The organism is Brevundimonas sp. AVps23W (genome assembly GCF_058681395.1).
On sequence record NZ_CM178738.1, the window covers coordinates 1691947 to 1709614 of the forward strand.

13 protein-coding genes and 1 tRNA gene are annotated in these 17668 nt (G+C 64.3%); 11 read left to right on the top strand and 3 right to left on the bottom strand.

The annotated features are described in order from the left end of the window. Positions 1 to 134: 134 nt before the first annotated feature. The 4 genes from tig (at position 135) to ACW177_RS08310 (ending at position 3722) form a co-directional block, all read left to right on the top strand. The gene (gene tig / locus ACW177_RS08295; protein WP_492025258.1) at positions 135 to 1478 is read left to right on the top strand and encodes a trigger factor; all 1344 of its coding nucleotides are present in this window, start codon (positions 135 to 137) and stop codon (positions 1476 to 1478) included. A 186-nt stretch (positions 1479 to 1664) separates the two neighbouring features. Next, positions 1665 to 2582 (top strand): hypothetical protein, encoded by a 918-nt coding sequence (locus ACW177_RS08300; protein WP_492025259.1) that lies wholly within the window; start codon positions 1665 to 1667, stop codon positions 2580 to 2582. A gap of 97 nt (positions 2583 to 2679) precedes the next feature. Continuing rightward, complete coding sequence (locus tag ACW177_RS08305) at positions 2680 to 3327, top strand: ATP-dependent Clp protease proteolytic subunit (RefSeq protein ID WP_271166410.1); 648 nt, start codon at positions 2680 to 2682, stop codon at positions 3325 to 3327. A 74-nt stretch (positions 3328 to 3401) separates the two neighbouring features. Further along, positions 3402 to 3722: a hypothetical protein gene (locus ACW177_RS08310; protein WP_492025260.1), complete on the top strand. Its 321-nt coding sequence runs from the start codon at positions 3402 to 3404 to the stop codon at positions 3720 to 3722. Positions 3723 to 3738: 16 nt separating this feature from the next. Here ACW177_RS08310 and ACW177_RS08315 read toward each other — a convergent pair whose 3' ends face one another. Continuing rightward, positions 3739 to 4395, bottom strand: coding sequence for an HAD-IB family hydrolase (locus ACW177_RS08315; RefSeq protein WP_492025261.1), 657 nt, complete (start codon positions 4393 to 4395; stop codon positions 3739 to 3741). A 194-nt stretch (positions 4396 to 4589) separates the two neighbouring features. On the opposite strand from ACW177_RS08315, the gene clpX reads away from it, so the two are divergent. Next, positions 4590 to 5858, top strand: coding sequence for an ATP-dependent Clp protease ATP-binding subunit ClpX (gene clpX / locus ACW177_RS08320; protein WP_492025262.1), 1269 nt, complete (start codon positions 4590 to 4592; stop codon positions 5856 to 5858). 344 nt (positions 5859 to 6202) lie between these two features. Here clpX and ACW177_RS08325 read toward each other — a convergent pair whose 3' ends face one another. Next, entirely contained in the window at positions 6203 to 7141 is a 939-nt protein-coding gene (locus ACW177_RS08325) for an IS110 family RNA-guided transposase (RefSeq protein ID WP_492025263.1), read from the bottom strand. A gap of 1091 nt (positions 7142 to 8232) precedes the next feature. Here ACW177_RS08325 and lon point away from each other — a divergent pair. The 3 genes from lon to ACW177_RS08340 all read left to right on the top strand — a co-directional run bounded on the left by lon (position 8233) and on the right by ACW177_RS08340 (position 11123). Further along, complete coding sequence (gene lon, locus ACW177_RS08330; protein WP_492025264.1) at positions 8233 to 10629, top strand: endopeptidase La; 2397 nt, start codon at positions 8233 to 8235, stop codon at positions 10627 to 10629. A gap of 109 nt (positions 10630 to 10738) precedes the next feature. Continuing rightward, the gene (locus tag ACW177_RS08335; protein WP_492025265.1) at positions 10739 to 11014 is read left to right on the top strand and encodes an HU family DNA-binding protein; all 276 of its coding nucleotides are present in this window, start codon (positions 10739 to 10741) and stop codon (positions 11012 to 11014) included. Between the two features lie 32 nt (positions 11015 to 11046). Then, positions 11047 to 11123, top strand: a tRNA-Val gene (locus ACW177_RS08340). A 47-nt stretch (positions 11124 to 11170) separates the two neighbouring features. Here the strand turns inward: ACW177_RS08340 and ACW177_RS08345 are convergent. After that, positions 11171 to 11785 carry a TetR/AcrR family transcriptional regulator gene (locus ACW177_RS08345; RefSeq protein WP_492025266.1) on the bottom strand — a complete coding sequence of 205 codons (615 nt, stop codon included), beginning with the start codon at positions 11783 to 11785 and terminating at the stop codon, positions 11171 to 11173. Positions 11786 to 11885: 100 nt separating this feature from the next. Here ACW177_RS08345 and ACW177_RS08350 point away from each other — a divergent pair, with 100 nt between their 5' ends. From ACW177_RS08350 to ACW177_RS08360, 3 genes are read left to right on the top strand one after another with little or no spacing between them, the layout of a single operon-like run. Then, positions 11886 to 13052: an efflux RND transporter periplasmic adaptor subunit gene (locus tag ACW177_RS08350; protein WP_492025267.1), complete on the top strand. Its 1167-nt coding sequence runs from the start codon at positions 11886 to 11888 to the stop codon at positions 13050 to 13052. Positions 13053 to 13055: 3 nt separating this feature from the next. After that, a complete protein-coding gene (locus tag ACW177_RS08355; RefSeq protein WP_492025268.1) occupies positions 13056 to 16223 on the top strand; it encodes an efflux RND transporter permease subunit in 3168 nt (1055 codons plus the stop codon). Next, positions 16220 to 17632 carry an efflux transporter outer membrane subunit gene (locus ACW177_RS08360; protein ID WP_492025269.1) on the top strand — a complete coding sequence of 471 codons (1413 nt, stop codon included), beginning with the start codon at positions 16220 to 16222 and terminating at the stop codon, positions 17630 to 17632. The genes ACW177_RS08355 and ACW177_RS08360 overlap by 4 nt, the downstream gene beginning before the upstream one ends. The last annotated feature ends 36 nt before the right edge of the window (positions 17633 to 17668 follow it).

Genomic DNA, 17668 nt, shown 5'->3' on the forward strand with positions numbered 1-17668 from the left:
GACCTTTGGGGCCCTTCTCGACATAAGGGCGGGCTTCGAGGCGCCGCTCTGCAAGGGGCGGCCTTCTTGCTTTATCCATTTCGCGCCGACCGTTTCGACGGTCCATGCGCCCCAGAGCGTCAGAAATCCCGACCATGCAAGTCGTCGAAAAGTCGAACGAAGGCCTCAGCCGCGTGTTCGCGGTCACCATTCCCGTCGCGGAGCTGAACGAGAAGCTCGAAGCCCGCGTCAAGGAAGTCGCCCCGCAGGTGAAGCTGAAAGGCTTCCGTCCGGGCAAGGTGCCGGTCGCCCACGTCAAGAAGACCTTCGGCCGCGAGTTCATGGGCGAGATCATCAACGCCGAACTGAACGAGACCAGCCAGAAGGCCCTCGACGAGGCCAAGATCCGTCCGGCCGCTCCGGCCGAGATGAAACTGACCTCCGACATGGACAAGGTCATGGCCGGTCAGGAAGACCTGGCCTATGAAATGGCGCTGGAAATCATGCCGGACTTCACCCCGGTCGATCCCAAGACCCTGAAGCTGGAACGCCCGACCTACGAAGCCTCCGACTCCGATCTGGACGAGGCCCTGACCGAGCTGGCCGGCCAAGCCAAGTCCTACGAGGACAAGAAGGGCAAGACCGTCAAGGCCGCCGAGGGCGACCAACTGACCATCGACTTCCTGGGCAAGCTGGACGGCGAGCCCTTCGACGGCGGCGCCGCCGAGGACGCGGACCTGGTGATCGGCTCGGGCCGCTTCATCCCCGGCTTCGAAGAGCAACTGACCGGCGCCAAGGTCGGTGAGGAAAAGACCATCGAGGTCACCTTCCCGGAAAACTATCAGGCCGCCCATCTGGCCGGCAAACTGGCCACCTTCGACATCAAGGTGAAGGCGATCAAGGCCGAGGTCGAAGCCAAGGTGGACGATGAGTTCGCCAAGCGCATCGGTCTGGAATCGCTAGACAAGCTGAAGGAACTGCTGAGCCAGAACCTGAACCAGCAATATGCCGGCGCCGCCCGGTTCAAGCTGAAGCGCGCCCTGCTGGACCAGCTGGACACCGCCCATGACTTCCCGCTGCCGCCGAAGATGGTCGAGGCCGAGTTCGACGGCATCTGGCAACAGGTCGAGGCCGACAAGACCGCCGGCCGCCTGCCGGAAGAGGACGCCGCCAAGTCCGACGAGGACCTGAAGACCGAATACCGCAAGATCGCCGAGCGCCGCGTGCGTCTGGGTCTGGTCCTGGCCGAGATCGGCCGCGCCAACAACGTCCAGGTCACCGACCAGGAACTGAACGCCGCCCTGCTTCAGGAAGCCCGCAACTATCCGGGCCAGGAACAGGCCGTCCTGAACTTCTACCGCCAGAACCCCAACGCCGCCGCCCAGATGCGCGCCCCGATCTACGAGGAAAAGGTCGTCGACCTGATCGTCGGCCTGGCCGAAGTGACCGACAAGCCGATCACCAAGGAAGAGCTGCTGAAGGAAGACGAAGAGGGCTGATCGGTTTTTCCGACCTTCGTCCTGTTCTGACGAACATGCTTATGATCAAGGGGTTCGCGCTTGCGCGAGCCCCTTTTTCATTTGACCGCAAGAAGCGCGTGCCCTCGCCGACCAACGTCTTCGTCCCGCCGTTGTGTTCCTGCTGATTTGAGGTAGCCTCGCTTTAGTAAAAGCGGAGGTATGCAGATGTCGTCGGCCTTTTTAGCCCTGTCTCTCGCGCTTGCGACCCAGGATCCGTCCGCCGTTCTCGACGATGTGGTGGTGACGGCGGCTCCCCTGACGCCGGAGGTCGCCCGATCCTATGTCGATCACGTCGCCAATCCTCCCCTTCGCGCCTTAAGTCTGGCCACGTGGCGGACGCCCGTGTGTCTGCTGGTCGAAAACCTGGCCCCTGAGGCGAAGTCGATCGTATCGGCGCGTATCGTCGCCCGGGCGCAGAACCTCGGAATCGAGGTCGGAGAGGGATGCCGACCGAATCTGGTCGTGGTTTTCACGTCGGACGGCGCAGCAACCGCGACCGATCTGGTCTCCGCCATGCCGTCCCTCTTTCGACTGAAAGCCGGCGAGCCGCAGGGCGACCGCGGTGAACTAAGCAAGTTCGAAACGACCAACGCGCCTGTCCGCTGGTGGACCATGTCCGGCGACTTCAGCACGCGGCACGGTGCGTTTTTGACGCCGACTCAAGGCGACGGCGGTCAATTTGGTTTGGACGGGGAGCACAACGGCAGTGTGCCGATCCGGGCGGCTGATCTGGGGGAGATCTACATGAACCAGAATCAGGTCCGAGCGATCATCCGGTCCATTGTCGTCGTCGATGCGGGTCAGACCAATGGCGTTTCGAGCGAAGCCCTCGCGGACTACATCGCCATGGTCGCCTTGGCCGAAGTGGACCCCGACGCAGACACGCAGAAGTTTCCCACCATCCTCAACCTTTGGGACGGACAGGCGGATCTCCCGGCGATGACGACTTGGGACTGGGCCTATCTGAAGGGGCTTTATAAGGCGGAAATTCGGATTTCAGGCAGCATCTCCCCCGTGCGCTCGCGGTTTCAGCTCAACGAGATCGCCCGCTCCATGGCCGGTGACCGGACGCCTTCGCCCTAGGCCTGTGTCTGCCCTAGGCTTGCGTCGTGGGCGATGCGACGCGATATGGTTGGCGTAGCGGCGCTGCGAGAGCGGCCGATTCCCTCCAAGGACCCATATGCGCGATCCGATCGAACTGATGAACATGAACCTCGTCCCCATGGTGGTCGAGCAGTCCAGCCGGGGCGAGCGCTCCTTCGACATCTTCTCGCGCCTGCTGCGCGAGCGGATCATCTTCCTGACGGGGCCGTTCGAGGACGGCATGGCCTCGCTGATCTGCGCCCAGCTGCTGTTCCTGGAGTCGGAGAACCCCAAGAAGGAAATCTCCATGTACATCAACAGCCCCGGCGGACAGGTGTCCTCGGCGCTCGCGATCTACGACACCATGCAATATATCAAGAGCCCGGTTTCGACCGTGGTCATGGGCATGGCGGCCTCGGCCGGTTCGCTGATCCTGACGGCCGGCGCCGCGGGGCAGCGCATCGCCCTGCCGAACGCCCGCATCATGGTTCACCAGCCGTCGGGCGGTTTCCGCGGCCAGGCCTCGGACATCGAGCTGCACGCCGCCGACATCCGTTACACCAAGCGCCGCCTGAACGAGATCTACGTCCACCACACCGGCCGGACCTACGAAGAAGTCGAAAAGACCCTGGACCGCGACCACTTCATGTCGGCCGAAGAGGCCAAGGCCTGGGGCATCGTCGACCACGTCTATGACCGTCGCGAACAGGCCGACGCCGACGGCGTCAAGACTCCGGGCCACTAAGCCCTTCCACCACACGGCGAAGGGGGCGCGTCCTGGCGGCGCGCCCTTTTCCATTTTCGACTATCGGAACCCAGATGCAGTTCACACGCGATCCCAGCGGCACGGTCGAGGTCGACGGCGAGACCTACGCCTGGGAAATCCGTCGCCAGCCCCAGCCCAAGGGCGGCAACGCCTGGGAGGGCATGGCCGTCTCCCTGCGCCACGTCGATTTCAAGCGCGAGGCCATCATCCAGTTTCCGCCGCCCCTGCGGCCGAACGGCCGGCCGGACGTCGAGAAACAGCGGGTCAATGTCGACGCCGTCCGCAACGCCGTGGCGGCCGCCATCGAGGCCGGCTGGGATCCGACCTCGCGCGGCAAGGCCGTGGTCTTCGACGTCGACGCCGACGGCCGTTGATCGGCTCAGGATCCGTTCAGGGCTGCGCCTTGAACACCCGGAACCCCGCCTCCTGCGCCATGGCCAGCATCTCGCGGTCGCCCGAGGTGTCGCCATAGGCGGCGCTCAACGTCATGTCTTCGCCATAGGCGCCCTTCAGCCGAACCACCTTCTCCTCACCCCGGCAGTTCGGCCCGGCGAAGGCGTCGGTCACCCGGTCCTCCGAATCGAATCCCAGCCGCGTCCCCAGCAGAGCCTCGGCCCCCAGTCTTCGGGCAAAGGGCGCCACCGTCGTCTCGGGCGAGGCGGTCACAATTACGCGATGTGCGCCGCGCCGGCCCCAGTCGTCCCAGACCGCCAGGGCGTCGGGCCGCATCAGCCGCGACCACATGACCTCGGCGAACCGCTCCGCCTCGGCCTCCAGCTGTTCGCGGGCCTCGCCGGCCAGGAATTCCTTCACCGACGCGGCCTTGATCCGGCCCCGGTCCCGGTGCCGCCCATAGGCCGCCAGGGCAGGGGCCAGCTTGACCAGCCCCAGGGCCCAGCCGCCCGGCCCGGCCTTCCAGCGCAGGAATTCGGTGAAACTGTCGCGCACGGTCAGTGTGCCGTCGAAATCGAAGGCCACGATGGGCGCCGCCTGTCCCGATTTGGTCCGGGGCTGGCGCAAATCCTGCAGGCTTCCCATGTCAGACATTCGCCTTGATCCCCAACGACACTGATCCATCCACGCACTGCAACAATCCCATGCCGCCTTCGGGGTTGTCGTCGAACGTGGGATGGGTGATTGTCATTTTTTGAAGACCTTTGCGTCCAGAGTGCTGGAATCAACGTGGAGGAAGCGCGTTTCGGACCATTTCGGTTCGCTCCGCGGGAGTGAGATAAGGGTCTATGACCAAAGCAGCCGGCACCGACGCCAAAAGCACCCTGTACTGCTCGTTCTGCGGAAAGAGCCAGCACGAGGTCCGCAAACTCATTGCGGGCCCGACCGTATTCATCTGCGATGAGTGCGTCGAACTGTGCATGGACATCATCCGTGAAGAGCACAAGATCGGGTTCAAGAAGACCACCGACGGCGTCCCCACGCCGAAGGAGATTCGCGACGTCCTGGATGACTACGTCATCGGCCAGTCGCACGCCAAGAAGGTCCTCTCGGTCGCGGTCCACAATCACTACAAGCGTCTGAACCACGCGACGAAGAACAACGACGTCGAACTGGCCAAGTCCAACATCATGCTGATCGGCCCGACCGGTTCGGGCAAGACGCTGCTGGCCCAGACCCTGGCCCGCATCATCGACGTGCCCTTCACCATGGCCGACGCCACCACCCTGACCGAAGCCGGTTATGTGGGCGAAGACGTCGAAAACATCATCCTGAAGCTGCTCCAGGCCTCCGACTACAATGTCGAACGGGCCCAGCGCGGCATCGTCTACATCGACGAAATCGACAAGATCAGCCGCAAGTCGGATAACCCCTCGATCACCCGCGACGTTTCGGGCGAGGGCGTGCAGCAGGCCCTGCTGAAGATCATGGAAGGCACCGTCGCCTCCGTGCCTCCGCAAGGCGGTCGCAAACATCCGCAGCAGGAGTTCCTGCAGGTCGACACCGCCAACATCCTCTTCATCGTCGGCGGCGCCTTCGCCGGCCTGGAGAAGGTGATCTCGGCGCGCGGGGCAGGGGCCTCCATCGGCTTCGGCGCCCAGGTCAAGGAAATCGACGAGCGTCGCACCGGCGACATCCTCAAGGGCGTCGAGCCTGACGACCTGATGCGCTTCGGCCTGATCCCCGAGTTCATCGGCCGTCTGCCCGTTCTGGCGACCCTGGAAGACCTGGACGAAACGGCCCTGGTCACCATCCTGACCGAGCCCAAGAACGCCCTGGTCAAACAGTACAAGCGCCTGTTCGAGATGGAGAATGTCGAACTGACCTTCACCGACGACGCCCTGATCGCCGTCGCCAAGAAGGCCATTACTAGGAAGACCGGCGCGCGCGGTCTGCGTTCGATCCTGGAAGGCATCCTGCTCGAAACCATGTTCGAACTGCCGACCTTCGAAGGCGTCGAAGAGGTTGTGGTCAACGCCGAGGTCATCGACGGCAAGGCCCAGCCCCTGCTGATCTATTCCGAAGCCACCAAGAAAAAGGCTGACGGCGCCGCCTGATCGGGCATCGACTTCGCACTGAAATGAAGGGCCGGAGCGACAACGCTCCGGCCCTTTTTTGTCTTCCTTCTCCCCTTGGGGGAGAAGGTGGCCCGAAGGGCCGGATGAGGGGCCTGTTCTTAGCCCAGCATCAGCACATGACCGGGGTGGGCTTTCGCCTCGGCCCGGCCGCGCTCAGGGCCAGAGAGCGAATTCGCGGCCAAGAGCCCCTCCACCACCGCGCAAGAGGCGCGGCGGTCCCCCTCCCCGCAAAGCGGGGAGGAGACGCACAGACCACCTGTCTCCTCCCCACGCAGTGGGGAGGTGGATCGACGCGCAGCGGCGAGACGGAGCAACTGTGTTTGTCAGTGGGTTGCGATCCTCCATTCGGAACGGTCGCGGACGACGGCGTTGAGCAGGGTCATCAGCTTGTTGATCAGGGCGACAAGGATGACCTTTCCGGGTTTTCCCTTTGCGGCGAGGCGCTGTTTCATAGCGGCCAGGACAGGGTTGTGGCGGGCCCCGATCAGGGCGGCCATATAGGCGACGTTGCGGACCACGGCGCGTCCGCCTCGGATCATGCTTCGGCCCTTCAAGGATCCGCTCTGGCGGTCATAGGGGGCGACGCCGACGAGGGCGGCGATCTGCTTGTGGCTCAGCCGACCAAGTTCGGGCAGGTGGGCCATCAGGGTCCAGCTCAACACCGGGCCGACGCCGGGGACCGAGCGCATCAACCTGTCGCGTTCGGCCAGGTCGGGATCGGCGGCGACGGTGGCGGCCAGACGCTTCTCCAGCAGCACGACGTCGGCCTTCATCCGGTTCAGGCGGCGGGCGGCCATGCGGCGCAGCATTGGGTCGCGCACCTGTTCGACCTGATTGCGGACCCGAACCTGTTCCTCGCACAGGGCGCGGCGGGCATCGACCAACTCAGCCAGAGCCTGGGCGCGGGCGTTGGGCTCCACCGTCCGTCCCGGCAGGGTCTGGACGAAGCGGGCGATCAGTTGGGCGTCGATCAGATCGGTCTTGGCCTTCAGGCCCAGAACACCCGCGAAGGCGCGCACCCGACCGGCCTCCACCCGCCGCACCGCTAGGCCGGCCTGCGTCAAGGCCTCGACCAGGTCCCGTTCGTAGCCGCCCGAAGGCTCCAGCCCGACGGCTTCAGGCCTGATCGTCTGGAGTTGGTCGATCAAGGCGCTCCAGCCCGCCCGATCATTGCTCACCGACCAGACCTCGCCCGTCGTCAGGGCGACATCCAGCCTCGCCTTGCTCACATCAATGCCGACAAACACTCTATCCTGTGTCATCTTGCGACCCTTCCTTGCCAGTGCGGGATCCTCGTCCCGTGCAACTGTTCGGGTTTGGAAGATCACAGCCTGACCCAGGCTCCGTCACGGTCTCTCGACCAGGGGGTATACGGGTTCAAGGCCGCGGCGGGCGGCTGCGTGAACAGCCGCCCGCATCCACATTCAATCACAATGCCAACACACAAGGGGCTCTTTGACGCCGCACCGCGCACAATGACGCTGCCTCCACACACTCACCTCCCCGTTCGCGAAGGCGAACGGGGAGGACAGGCGGGAGCGTCAGCGAGCGCCAGGAGGGGGCGACTCGGTGTCAGACGCTGGGTCGGTCATCACCACTGCCGGAGTCGCCCCCGCCTGGTCGCAAGCGCGACCTGTCCTCCCCCCGCGCCTTCGCGCGCGGAGAGGTGAGCCAACGCGCACAATGACGCTGGTCTGAATCGAACAATTTCAAAGTCCTAGAAGAATCTCGCCCCGACTTCCGCGCCATAGGAACAATCGCGCGTAACCTCCTCTCATCCCCGCCGATGGGGAGGGCGTCGGATCCAGCGCCCTGACGGCGGCGGGGCTGTGGTCGAGCGATGAAGCCGGTGGGGAGGAGACCGCCGGGGTCCTTAGGGGCGGCGATGGATGCCGTCTCCTGCTCGCCGCACGCCTAGGAAAGCGGACCGCTGTCGACCTTCGTCGGCATGTCCGCCCCGGCGAAGCCGTCGCAAGGCGGCCCGCCGATCCGGCAAGGCTCTAAAAGGAGGGCCGCCAGCCGGAGTGCGTGTGGAAAACGACCGCGTGGGACGACGACTGCGCCGAAACGGTACTTAAAACTCCAAACCCCGGGTGCAGACCCGGCGTCCCACGCCCTCCCCGAACTTCGCAGCGAAGGCGCGTCGGCGCCTCCGTTCGTCTGCGTCGCCGATGCGTCCAAGCCACGCAGATGTGGGTGGTTCCGCCGTTACGCTTGAACCGAAGCGCTTTCAAACCACATACTCATCCGAACGCCGTCGGAATCGACGGGCTGTCATGCGTCGGTCGGGCCTCTTGTCCGAACGACCCTGGCGGCGGGCCGGCGATCATCAATGGCCCTGGAGTACGCATCCATGACTGAATCCAAGATCCTGCCCGTCCTGCCGCTGCGGGACATCGTCGTCTTCCCGCACATGGTCGTGCCGCTCTTCGTCGGCCGCGAGAAGTCGGTGAAGGCCCTCGACGAGATCATGAAGGGCGACAAGCAGATCCTTCTGGCCACCCAGAAGAACAGCGTCGACGACGATCCGTCGCCCGACGCCATCTATCCCATCGGCGTGCTGGCCAGCGTGCTGCAGCTGCTGAAACTGCCCGACGGCACCGTCAAGGTTCTGGTCGAGGGCAAGGGCCGCGCGCGCCTGACCCGCTTCACCGACCGCGAGGACTATTTCGAGGCCGAGGCTGTCGAGATCGAGGACGAGCCGGGCGAGGCCTCCCAGGCCGAAGCCATGCTGCGCGCCGTGGTCGAGCAGTTCGAAAACTATGTGAAGCTGAACAAGAAGGTCCCGCCCGAAGCCCTCAGCTCCATCCCCCAGATCACCGACGCCTCCAAGCTGGCGGATTCGGTCGCCGCCCACCTGTCGGTCAAGATCGCCGACAAACAGGGCCTGCTGGAAACCATCGACGTGCCCAAGCGGCTGGAGAAGGTCTATGGTCTGATGGAGGGCGAGATCTCCGTCCTCCAGGTCGAGAAGAAGATCCGCTCGCGCGTGAAGCGTCAGATGGAGAAGACCCAGCGCGAATATTATCTGAACGAGCAGATGAAGGCGATCCAGCGCGAACTGGGCGAGACCGACGACGCGCGCGACGAGATCATGGACCTGGAGAAGCGCATCCGTAAGACGCGCCTGTCCAAGGAAGCCCGCACCAAGGCCGAGGCTGAGGTCAAGAAGCTGCGCAACATGTCGCCGATGTCGGCGGAATCGACCGTGGTCCGCAACTATCTCGACTGGCTGCTGTCCGTGCCGTGGGGCAAGGCCAAGCAGAAGCCGATCGACCTCAACAAGGCGGAGGCGATCCTCGAGGAGGACCATTTCGGCCTGGAGAAGGTCAAGGAACGGATCATCGAATATCTGGCCGTCCAGGCCCGCACCGGCAGTCTGAAGGGGCCGATCCTGTGCCTCGTAGGCCCTCCCGGCGTCGGAAAGACCTCGCTGGCCAAGTCCATCGCCAAGGCGACGGGGCGTGAATATGTCCGCATGTCGCTGGGCGGCGTGCGCGACGAAAGCGAGATCCGCGGCCACCGCCGGACCTATATCGGCTCCATGCCCGGCAAGATCATCCAGTCGATGAAGAAGGCCAAGACGACCAACGCCTTCGTCCTGCTGGACGAGATCGACAAGCTGGGGGCCGACTGGCGCGGCGACCCGTCTTCGGCCCTGCTCGAGGTGCTGGACCCGGCCCAGAACTCGACCTTCGGCGACCACTATCTGGAGGTCGACTACGACCTGTCCCAGGTCATGTTCGTCACGACGGCGAACAGCCTGAACATGCCGCAGCCGCTGATGGACCGGATGGAGATCATCCGGGTGTCGGGCTACACCGAGGACGAGAAGGTCGAGATCGCCAAGCGTCACGTTCTGCCCAAACAGCTTGAGGACCACGGTCTGAAGGCCGGCGAACTGGTCGTGCCGGAAGAGACCATCCGCGACCTGATCCGCTACTACACCCGTGAAGCCGGCGTGCGCTCGCTGGAGCGCGCCCTGGGCGGTCTGGCCCGCAAGGCCGTGCGCGAGATGGCCAAGACCAAGGTCGCCTCGATCACCGTGGATGCGGAAAAGCTGGCCGACTATGCGGGCGTGAAGAAGTTCCGCTACGGCGAGACGGACGAGGAGGATCAGGTCGGCATCGTCACCGGTCTGGCCTGGACCGAGTTCGGCGGCGACATTCTCACGATTGAAGCCATCAAGATGCCGGGCCGCGGCCGCATGACCGTGACCGGCAATCTGAAAGACGTGATGAAGGAGTCGATCTCTGCGGCGGCCTCCTATGTCCGGTCGCGCGCGCTCGATTTCGGCGTCAAGCCGCCGGTGTTTGAGAAGACCGACATCCACGTCCACGTGCCGGACGGCGCCACGCCCAAGGACGGTCCGTCCGCCGGCGTCGCCATGACCGTGGCCATGGTCTCGGTCCTGACGGGCATCCCGATCCGCAAGGACATCGCCATGACCGGCGAGATCACCCTGCGTGGCCGGGTCACCGCCATCGGCGGCCTCAAGGAGAAGCTGCTCGCGGCGCTCCGCTCGGGCGTCAAGACGGTGCTGATCCCGCAGGAGAACGAGAAGGACCTGGCCGACGTGCCCGACAATGTGAAGTCGGCGCTGGAGATCGTGCCGATCTCCACGGCGGACGAGGCCCTGAAATGGGCTCTCGTCGGCATCTTGACGCCGGTCGAATGGGACGAGGCGGCCGAGCCTCTGCCCGCGCCCGTCCCCCCGCTTGACGGGGCGACGGCCACCGTCAGCCACTGAGACGCGACCTAAGTCTTAGTACAAACGCCGCCGACATACCCGTCGGCGGCGTTTTCGCTTTTGACGCGACTGTCGATCCGCCGTTTACTGATCGGCCTGGGAGGACGACATGACAAAAGCCGAACTTATCGGCCGCATGGCTGTGGCCGCGAACATCAGCCGCGACCAGGCCAAGACCGCGCTCGAAGCCTTCACCGAGGGCGTGGTGGAAGCCCTAACTCAGGGCAGGGACGTCAAACTGATCGGCTTCGGCAGTTTCACCCCCGTCGATCGCAAGGCCGGCGTCGCCCGCAATCCCCAAACCGGCGAAGCCATTGCCCGCGCCGCCTCCCGCACCGCGCGCTTTCGCCCCGGCGAGGGTCTGAAAAGCGCCTTGAACGGTTGAAGGGGGCAGGGCATAAGCCCGCTTCGGTCCAAGGGCGGCTAGCTCAGCTGGTCAGAGCATCTCGTTTACACCGAGAGGGTCGGCGGTTCGAACCCGTCGCCGCCTACCATATCCTGCTGAGAACCAGCAGCGCTGTAACGAACCGACGGGCAGGGACTATTTCTCGCCGATCAGGCGCTCAATGTCCCGCAGAATCAAAACCATGGCCGCGCGCATTGTGGCCCTGGCGTCGTGATCGGGTTCCGCCGCCCTGCGGATCATCAGGCCAAGGTTCAGGGTGAACATGAGTTTCACGAGGCGGCGGCGGTCGGCGGCGGCGATCTTGCCTTCGGTAAGGGCGTTCAGCGTCGAGTCCAACTTTTCCAGTAGGCGGGACTCCAGGTCGATCAATATGCGGGCGACGCGCGGATTTCTTCCGGCTTCCGCTGAAATCTCGGTCATCATCCGGCACTGGTCCAGCACAGGCTGATGCTCAACATAATCGTCGATCCAGTTTCGCAGAGCCTCGGGCCCGCCGCTCTTGGCGTCGTCGAACAGCCTCACGTCTGAGAGCAGCAACGAGATGTCCTGCTCGCATATGGCCGCGATGATGTCGTCCTTGCTGCCGAAGTCCCGGTAGATCTGCCCCATCTTTATGCCGGAGGCCGCAGCGAGTTCCGCCATACCCGTTTGGTGAAAGCCCTGTTTTGAAAAGCGCACGCGTCCTGCGTCGATCAGCGCCTGGCGCCGCGCGTCCGCCCGCTCCTCTCTCGCCTTCGTCGCCAAAGCCATCAGGTATTCATCCTCACTTGACAGGACCCATAGCGCACGACTAACACCGGCGCAACAGTGAGTGAACGTTCGTTCACATATGGTTTGCGAGAGGTTAACGATGAAAGTTGTCGCTCCGGCGATTGGTCTGGCGTTGCTGCTCGCGAGCTGCTCGTCTCAGCCCCAGCAGCCGCCCGCAGGGCCCCCGCAGGTTTCGTTTGTCACGATCAAGACGAGCCCCGTCACCCTGACGACGGAACTGCCGGGCCGTATCAGCGCGGCTGAGACATCGGACGTTCGCCCGCAGGTGAACGGCATCGTGACGGCGCGGCTGTTTGAAGAGGGCGACTTCGTCCGTGCTGGGCAGGCCCTCTATCGCATCGACGCGGCCCCTTATGAGGCGCAGGTCGCCAGCGCCCAGGCGAGCCTTGCCCGGGCACGGGCAGCCGTCGCCTCGACCGCCGGTCTGGCGCGTCGCTATCAGGAACTGGTCAAGATCAACGGCATCTCGCAGCAGGAGCTGGAAGACGCCCTGACGAGCGCGCAGCAGGCCGAAGCCGATGTTCAAGCTCAGGTTGCAGCGCTTCGCACCGCTCAGATCGATCTGGCCCGGACGACTGTCCGCGCACCGATCTCGGGCCGGATCGGTCGTTCCAGCTTCACCGTCGGCGCCCTGGTCACCGCATCCCAGGCCTCGCCCCTGGCCACGATCCAACGGATTGATCGCGTTTACGTCGATATCCCCCAGTCCAGCGGGGACCTGTTGAAGCTGCGCCAGCAGATCGCGTCCGGCGCTCTGTCCCGTGATGCAAACGGCGCCCGGGTCAAGTTGCTGCTGGAAGACGGCTCGACCTACGGCCAGGACGGAACGCTTCAGTTCGCCGACGTCACTGTCGACGCCGACACCGGCAGTCAGAACATTCGCGCCATCTTCAACAACCCGGATGGGTTGCTGCTGCCGGGCATGTTTGCCCGCGCGGTCCTGGTCGAAGGTTCGACCTCCAACGCCATCCTCGCGCCGCAACGCGCTGTGAGCCGTGACGCGAAGGGCGCCGGCGTGGTCATGGTGATCGGGGCTGACGGCAAACTGCAACCTCGCCCCATCACGACCAGCCGCACCGTGGGTCAGGATTGGATGGTGACGTCCGGCCTTCAGCCCGGAGACCGCGTGGTTGTCGAGGGCGCGCAGAACCTGATGCCGGGGACGCCGGTCAAGGCCTCGCCCTATCAGGCCGGTGGGTCGGCGCCCTCCGGCAAGCCCGGTCAAACTCCGGCGCAGGCGCACTGATCCATGTCCCGCTTCTTTATTGATCGACCCATCTTCGCATGGGTTCTTGCGATCGGTCTGATGCTGGCCGGCGTGCTGGCGATCAACAGTCTGCCTATCGCGCAGTTTCCGACCATCGCCCCGCCGGCCGTGACCATCACGGCCAACTATCCCGGCGCCGACGCAGAAACCCTGGAGCGCACGACGACCCAGGTGATCGAGCAGCAGCTGAAGGGGATCGATAACCTCCGCTACTTCTCGTCGTCCTCGTCTTCGGCCGGTAGTGCGACCATCACCCTGACCTTCGAACAGGGCACGGATCCTGACATCGCCCAGGTGCAGGTCCAGAACAAGCTGCAGGCCGCGACCTCGCAACTGCCTACGGAGGTGCAACGCCTTGGCGTCACCGTGGCCAAGTCGTCGAGCAACTTCCTGCTGATCACCGCCCTTTATTCCGACACGGGCTCCCAGACCCAGGTCGATTTGTCAGATCTGGTCGTCTCGAAGTTCCAGGACCCGATCAGCCGGGTCAACGGCGTGGGCGAGATACAGACCTTCGGCTCCCAATACGCCATGCGGATCTGGCTCGATCCGCTGAAGATGTCGGGTTACGGGGTCACCGCCGCCGACGTCACCACCGCTGTCGAAGCCCAGAACGCTCAGATCTCTGCAGGCCAGATCGGCGCATTGCCCTCGCCTGAAGACCAGATGCTGAACGCGACCGTTTCAGTTCAGTCGCGCCTTCAGACTCCGGAAGAATTCGGCGCGATCCGCGTCAAGACCAATACCAATGGCGCGATTGTGCGTCTGCGCGATGTCGCCCGCGTCGAAATGGGCGCGGAGTCCTATGGGTTCCGTAGCCAGTACAACGGCAAGCCCGCGAGCGGTTTCGGCGTCAAGCTGGCGCCCGGCGCCAATGCTCTGGACACTGTTGAGGCTGTTCAGGCCGAAGTGGCCCGCATCGCCGAGACCCTGCCTGCCGGTGTCAAGGTCACCTATCCCTATGACACCACGCCCTTCGTGCGGCTCTCCGTCGAACAGGTCATTCACACCCTGATCGAAGCCGTGGTCCTGGTCTTCATCGTCATGTTCCTGTTCCTGCAGAACTGGCGGGCCACCCTGATCCCGACCATCGCCGTTCCGGTCGTGCTGTTGGGCACCTTCGCGGTGATGAGTCTGTTCGGCTACTCCATCAACACCTTGACGCTGTTCGGCATGGTGCTGGCCATCGGCCTGCTGGTCGATGACGCCATCGTTGTGGTCGAGAACGTCGAACGTCTGATCCAGACCGAGAAACTGTCTCCCAAGGAGGCTGCTCGCAAGTCGATGGACGAGATCACCAGCGCTCTGGTCGGTATCGCCCTGGTCCTGTCTGCGGTCTTCCTGCCCATGGCCTTCTTCGGTGGATCGACGGGCGTTATCTACCGTCAGTTCTCGATCACCATCGTCACGGCCATGGTCCTGTCGGTGCTGGTCGCCATGATCCTGACGCCGGCTCTGTGCGCCACCATCCTGAAACCGCACGATCCGTCCAAGGGCCACGGGACTGGACCGCTGGGCCGCTTCTTCGCCTGGTTCAACGACAGTTTCGACCGGGCGACGGTCAGCTACGAAGGCGGAGTGCGTAAGACCGCCCGCAGCTGGAAACGTTCGGGCCTGGTCTATATCCTGATCTTCGGCGTAATGGCTTTCGCCTTCATGCGCCTGCCGGGCGGATTCCTGCCTGAAGAAGACCAGGGCATGATGATCGCCATGGTTCAGGGACCGTCCGGCGCGACGCTCGGTCGGACCGACAAGGCTTTGGACGTGGTTCGCGACCATCTGCTGAAGGCTGAGGCCGCCAACATCGAGGGCGTCTTCACGATCAGCGGCTTCTCGTTCGCCGGCCAGGGTCAGAACGCCGGTCTTGCTTTCGTTCGTCTGAAGGATTGGGAAGAGCGTAAAGGTCCCGCCAATACCGCCCAGGCCATCGCAGGTCGGGCCATGGGCGCCTTCTCGCAATACCGAGACGCCATGATCTTCGCCCTGGTGCCGCCCGCTGTTTCCGAACTGGGCAACGCCACCGGCTTCGACATGTGGCTGGTCGATCGCGCTGGCGCCGGTCATGAAAGCCTGCTGCAGACGCGAAACATGATGTTGGGCATGGCGGCTCAGGATCCGCGCCTGTCCCAGGTGCGTCCTCTGTCGCTCGACGACGCCGCCCAACTGAAGATCAACATCGACCAAGACCGTATCGCCGCGCTTGGGCTTGATCTGGCGACCGTCAACAGCACCGTCTCCACGGTCTGGGGCGGTACATATATCAACGACTTCATCGATCGCGGTCGGGTCAAGAAGGTCTATGTCCAGGCCGACCAGCCCTATCGGTTGAAGCCGGAGAGCCTGAGCGACTTCTATGTTCGCGGCGCCTCGGGCGAACTGGCTCCCTTCACCGCCTTCTCCACGCCTTCGTGGACCCAGGCGCCGGTCCAGCTGACCCGTTTCAACGGTGAGCCTGCCATGGAAATCCAGGGCGGATCGGGCCCTGGCGTCAGCTCTGGCGCCGCCATGACGGCCATGGAGGAACTCCACGCCAAGACCCCTCCGGGGACTGGGCTGGAATGGACGGGTCTGTCCTATGAAGAGAAGATGTCTGGTGGCCAGGCGCCGGCGCTCTACGGCCTGTCGCTTCTGATCGTCTTCCTGTGCCTTGCGGCCCTTTACGAGAGCTGGACTGTTCCCGTTGCGGTGCTGCTGGTGGTGCCGCTGGGCGTGCTGGGCGCGGTTCTGGCGGCGCATCTCACCGGCCTGAACAACGACATCTACTTCCAGGTCGGCATCATCACGACAATCGGTCTGGCGGCCAAGAACGCCATCCTGATCGTCGAGTTCGCCGAGGAGCGCGTGCGTCGAGGCATGGGCGCCATGGAGGCGGCGGTCGAGGCGGCGCGTCTACGGCTGCGGCCGATCCTGATGACCAGTCTGGCCTTCATCTTCGGCGTCCTGCCGCTGGCGATCTCGACCGGCGCGGGTGCAGGGGGACAGAACGCCATTGGTCAGTCTGTGATCGGCGGCATGCTCAGCGCGACCATCCTGGCAATCTTCTTCGTGCCGATGTTCTTCGTCGTCGTCACCAGCCTGTTCCAGTCGCGCAAGACGTCGTCCGACACCTCTTTTCAAAGCGACGATACCGCTGAAAGCGTCAAACCATGATCAAGCCGATTTCAATCGTCCTGGCCGGCGCGACCCTTTTGACGGGGTGCAATCTCGCTCCCGCCTATATCCGGCCAGAAGGCGTCGTCCCGGCGGCGCTCCCGCAGGGCGGCGTATATCCAGACGCGGCGTCCAACCCCGTGGCCGTCGCTGACCTGGGCTGGCGAGACTTCTTCACCGACGCGCGTCTTCGGGACGTGATTGCTCAAGGGCTCGAAAACAATCGCGATCTGCGAGTGGCGGCGGCGAATGTTCTCGCCGCGCGCGCCCAGTACCGCGTCACACGGGCCGACCGGCTGCCGACCGCTTCTCTCAGCGGCTCGGCGACCTATACGGACAACCCGTCGCAGGTCGCGGCCGCTGGCTCCGCCGCCGGTTCAGAAGTGGAATCCTATTCCTCTGATCTGGGGATCTCCGCCTTCGAGATCGATCTGTTCGGTCGGGTTCGCAATCTGAGCGAGGCCGCACTTCAGCAGTATCTCGCGACTGAGGAGGGCCAGCGTTCGACCCGTATCAGCCTGATCGCGGAAATCGCGACCGCTTGGCTGACGCTCGCGGCGGATCAGGACCAACTCCAGTTGTCTCGCCAGACCCTCGACAGCTACGCGGCGACCTTGGCTCTGACTCAGGCCCAGTTCCGGCTGGGTACGACGTCCGAGCTGGAGGCGCGTCAGGCGGACGTCCAGTATCAGGCCGCGCGCAATGACGTGGCCGTCCTGGAAACCACGGTCGCCAAGGATCGCAATGCGCTGGAACTTCTGGTTGGGGCGCCGGTCGCATCCGACCTGCTGCCCGAGGGTCTGACAGCCGCCGGCGCCACGCTGGCGGAACTGCCGACCGGCGTTCAGTCCGAGGTCCTTTTGGCGCGTCCTGACGTGCTGCAAGCCGAGCGTGAGCTGCGCGCGGAAAACGCCGACATCGGCGCTGCCCGTGCGGCGCTGTTCCCGACGATCTCGTTGACGGCCTCCTACGGCAGCGCCAGCACGGCCTTGTCCGATCTGTTCTCGGACGGCAGCTATTCTCATACGATCACGCCGAGCGTCAGCCTGCCGATCTTCGATGCAGGCCGCAGGCTTGGGAATGTGAGGCTGGCTGAGGCCAATGCGCAGTCCGCCGTGGCGACCTACGAAAAGGCCATCCAGACGGCCTTCAGCGAAGTCGCCGACGCCCTGGCCCAACGCGGCACGATCAACGAACAGGTCGCGTCTCAGACGGCGCGGGCTGAATCGGCGCGGGCGGCGGCCACCATATCCGAAGCCCGTTACCGGGTCGGAGTGTCGTCCTTCCTGGTGGCTCTGGATGCTCAGCGCACCGCCTATAGTGCTGAACAACAACTGCTGACCACGCGTCTGAGCCGCGAAACCAATCTTGTGGAGCTGTACCGCGCGCTCGGCGGAGGGCTGCGGTGATCTGCGCCGGGGACGTCGCCCGTGCCATGATCTCAT

What these genes read in the sequence shown, in the direction of transcription:
- tig (WP_492025258.1), top strand. Translation starts at nt 135, where the DNA reads ATGCAAGTCGTCGAAAAGTCGAACGAAGGCCTCAGCCGCGTGTTCGCG.
- lon (WP_492025264.1), top strand. Translation starts at nt 8,233, where the DNA reads ATGACTGAATCCAAGATCCTGCCCGTCCTGCCGCTGCGGGACATCGTC.
- ACW177_RS08355 (WP_492025268.1), top strand. Translation starts at nt 13,056, where the DNA reads ATGTCCCGCTTCTTTATTGATCGACCCATCTTCGCATGGGTTCTTGCG.
- ACW177_RS08350 (WP_492025267.1), top strand. Translation starts at nt 11,886, where the DNA reads ATGAAAGTTGTCGCTCCGGCGATTGGTCTGGCGTTGCTGCTCGCGAGC.
- ACW177_RS08305 (WP_271166410.1), top strand. Translation starts at nt 2,680, where the DNA reads ATGCGCGATCCGATCGAACTGATGAACATGAACCTCGTCCCCATGGTG.
- ACW177_RS08315 (WP_492025261.1), bottom strand. Translation starts at nt 4,395, where the DNA reads ATGTCTGACATGGGAAGCCTGCAGGATTTGCGCCAGCCCCGGACCAAA.
- ACW177_RS08300 (WP_492025259.1), top strand. Translation starts at nt 1,665, where the DNA reads ATGTCGTCGGCCTTTTTAGCCCTGTCTCTCGCGCTTGCGACCCAGGAT.
- ACW177_RS08335 (WP_492025265.1), top strand. Translation starts at nt 10,739, where the DNA reads ATGACAAAAGCCGAACTTATCGGCCGCATGGCTGTGGCCGCGAACATC.
- ACW177_RS08345 (WP_492025266.1), bottom strand. Translation starts at nt 11,785, where the DNA reads ATGGCTTTGGCGACGAAGGCGAGAGAGGAGCGGGCGGACGCGCGGCGC.
- ACW177_RS08360 (WP_492025269.1), top strand. Translation starts at nt 16,220, where the DNA reads ATGATCAAGCCGATTTCAATCGTCCTGGCCGGCGCGACCCTTTTGACG.
- clpX (WP_492025262.1), top strand. Translation starts at nt 4,590, where the DNA reads ATGACCAAAGCAGCCGGCACCGACGCCAAAAGCACCCTGTACTGCTCG.
- ACW177_RS08310 (WP_492025260.1), top strand. Translation starts at nt 3,402, where the DNA reads ATGCAGTTCACACGCGATCCCAGCGGCACGGTCGAGGTCGACGGCGAG.
- ACW177_RS08325 (WP_492025263.1), bottom strand. Translation starts at nt 7,141, where the DNA reads ATGACACAGGATAGAGTGTTTGTCGGCATTGATGTGAGCAAGGCGAGG.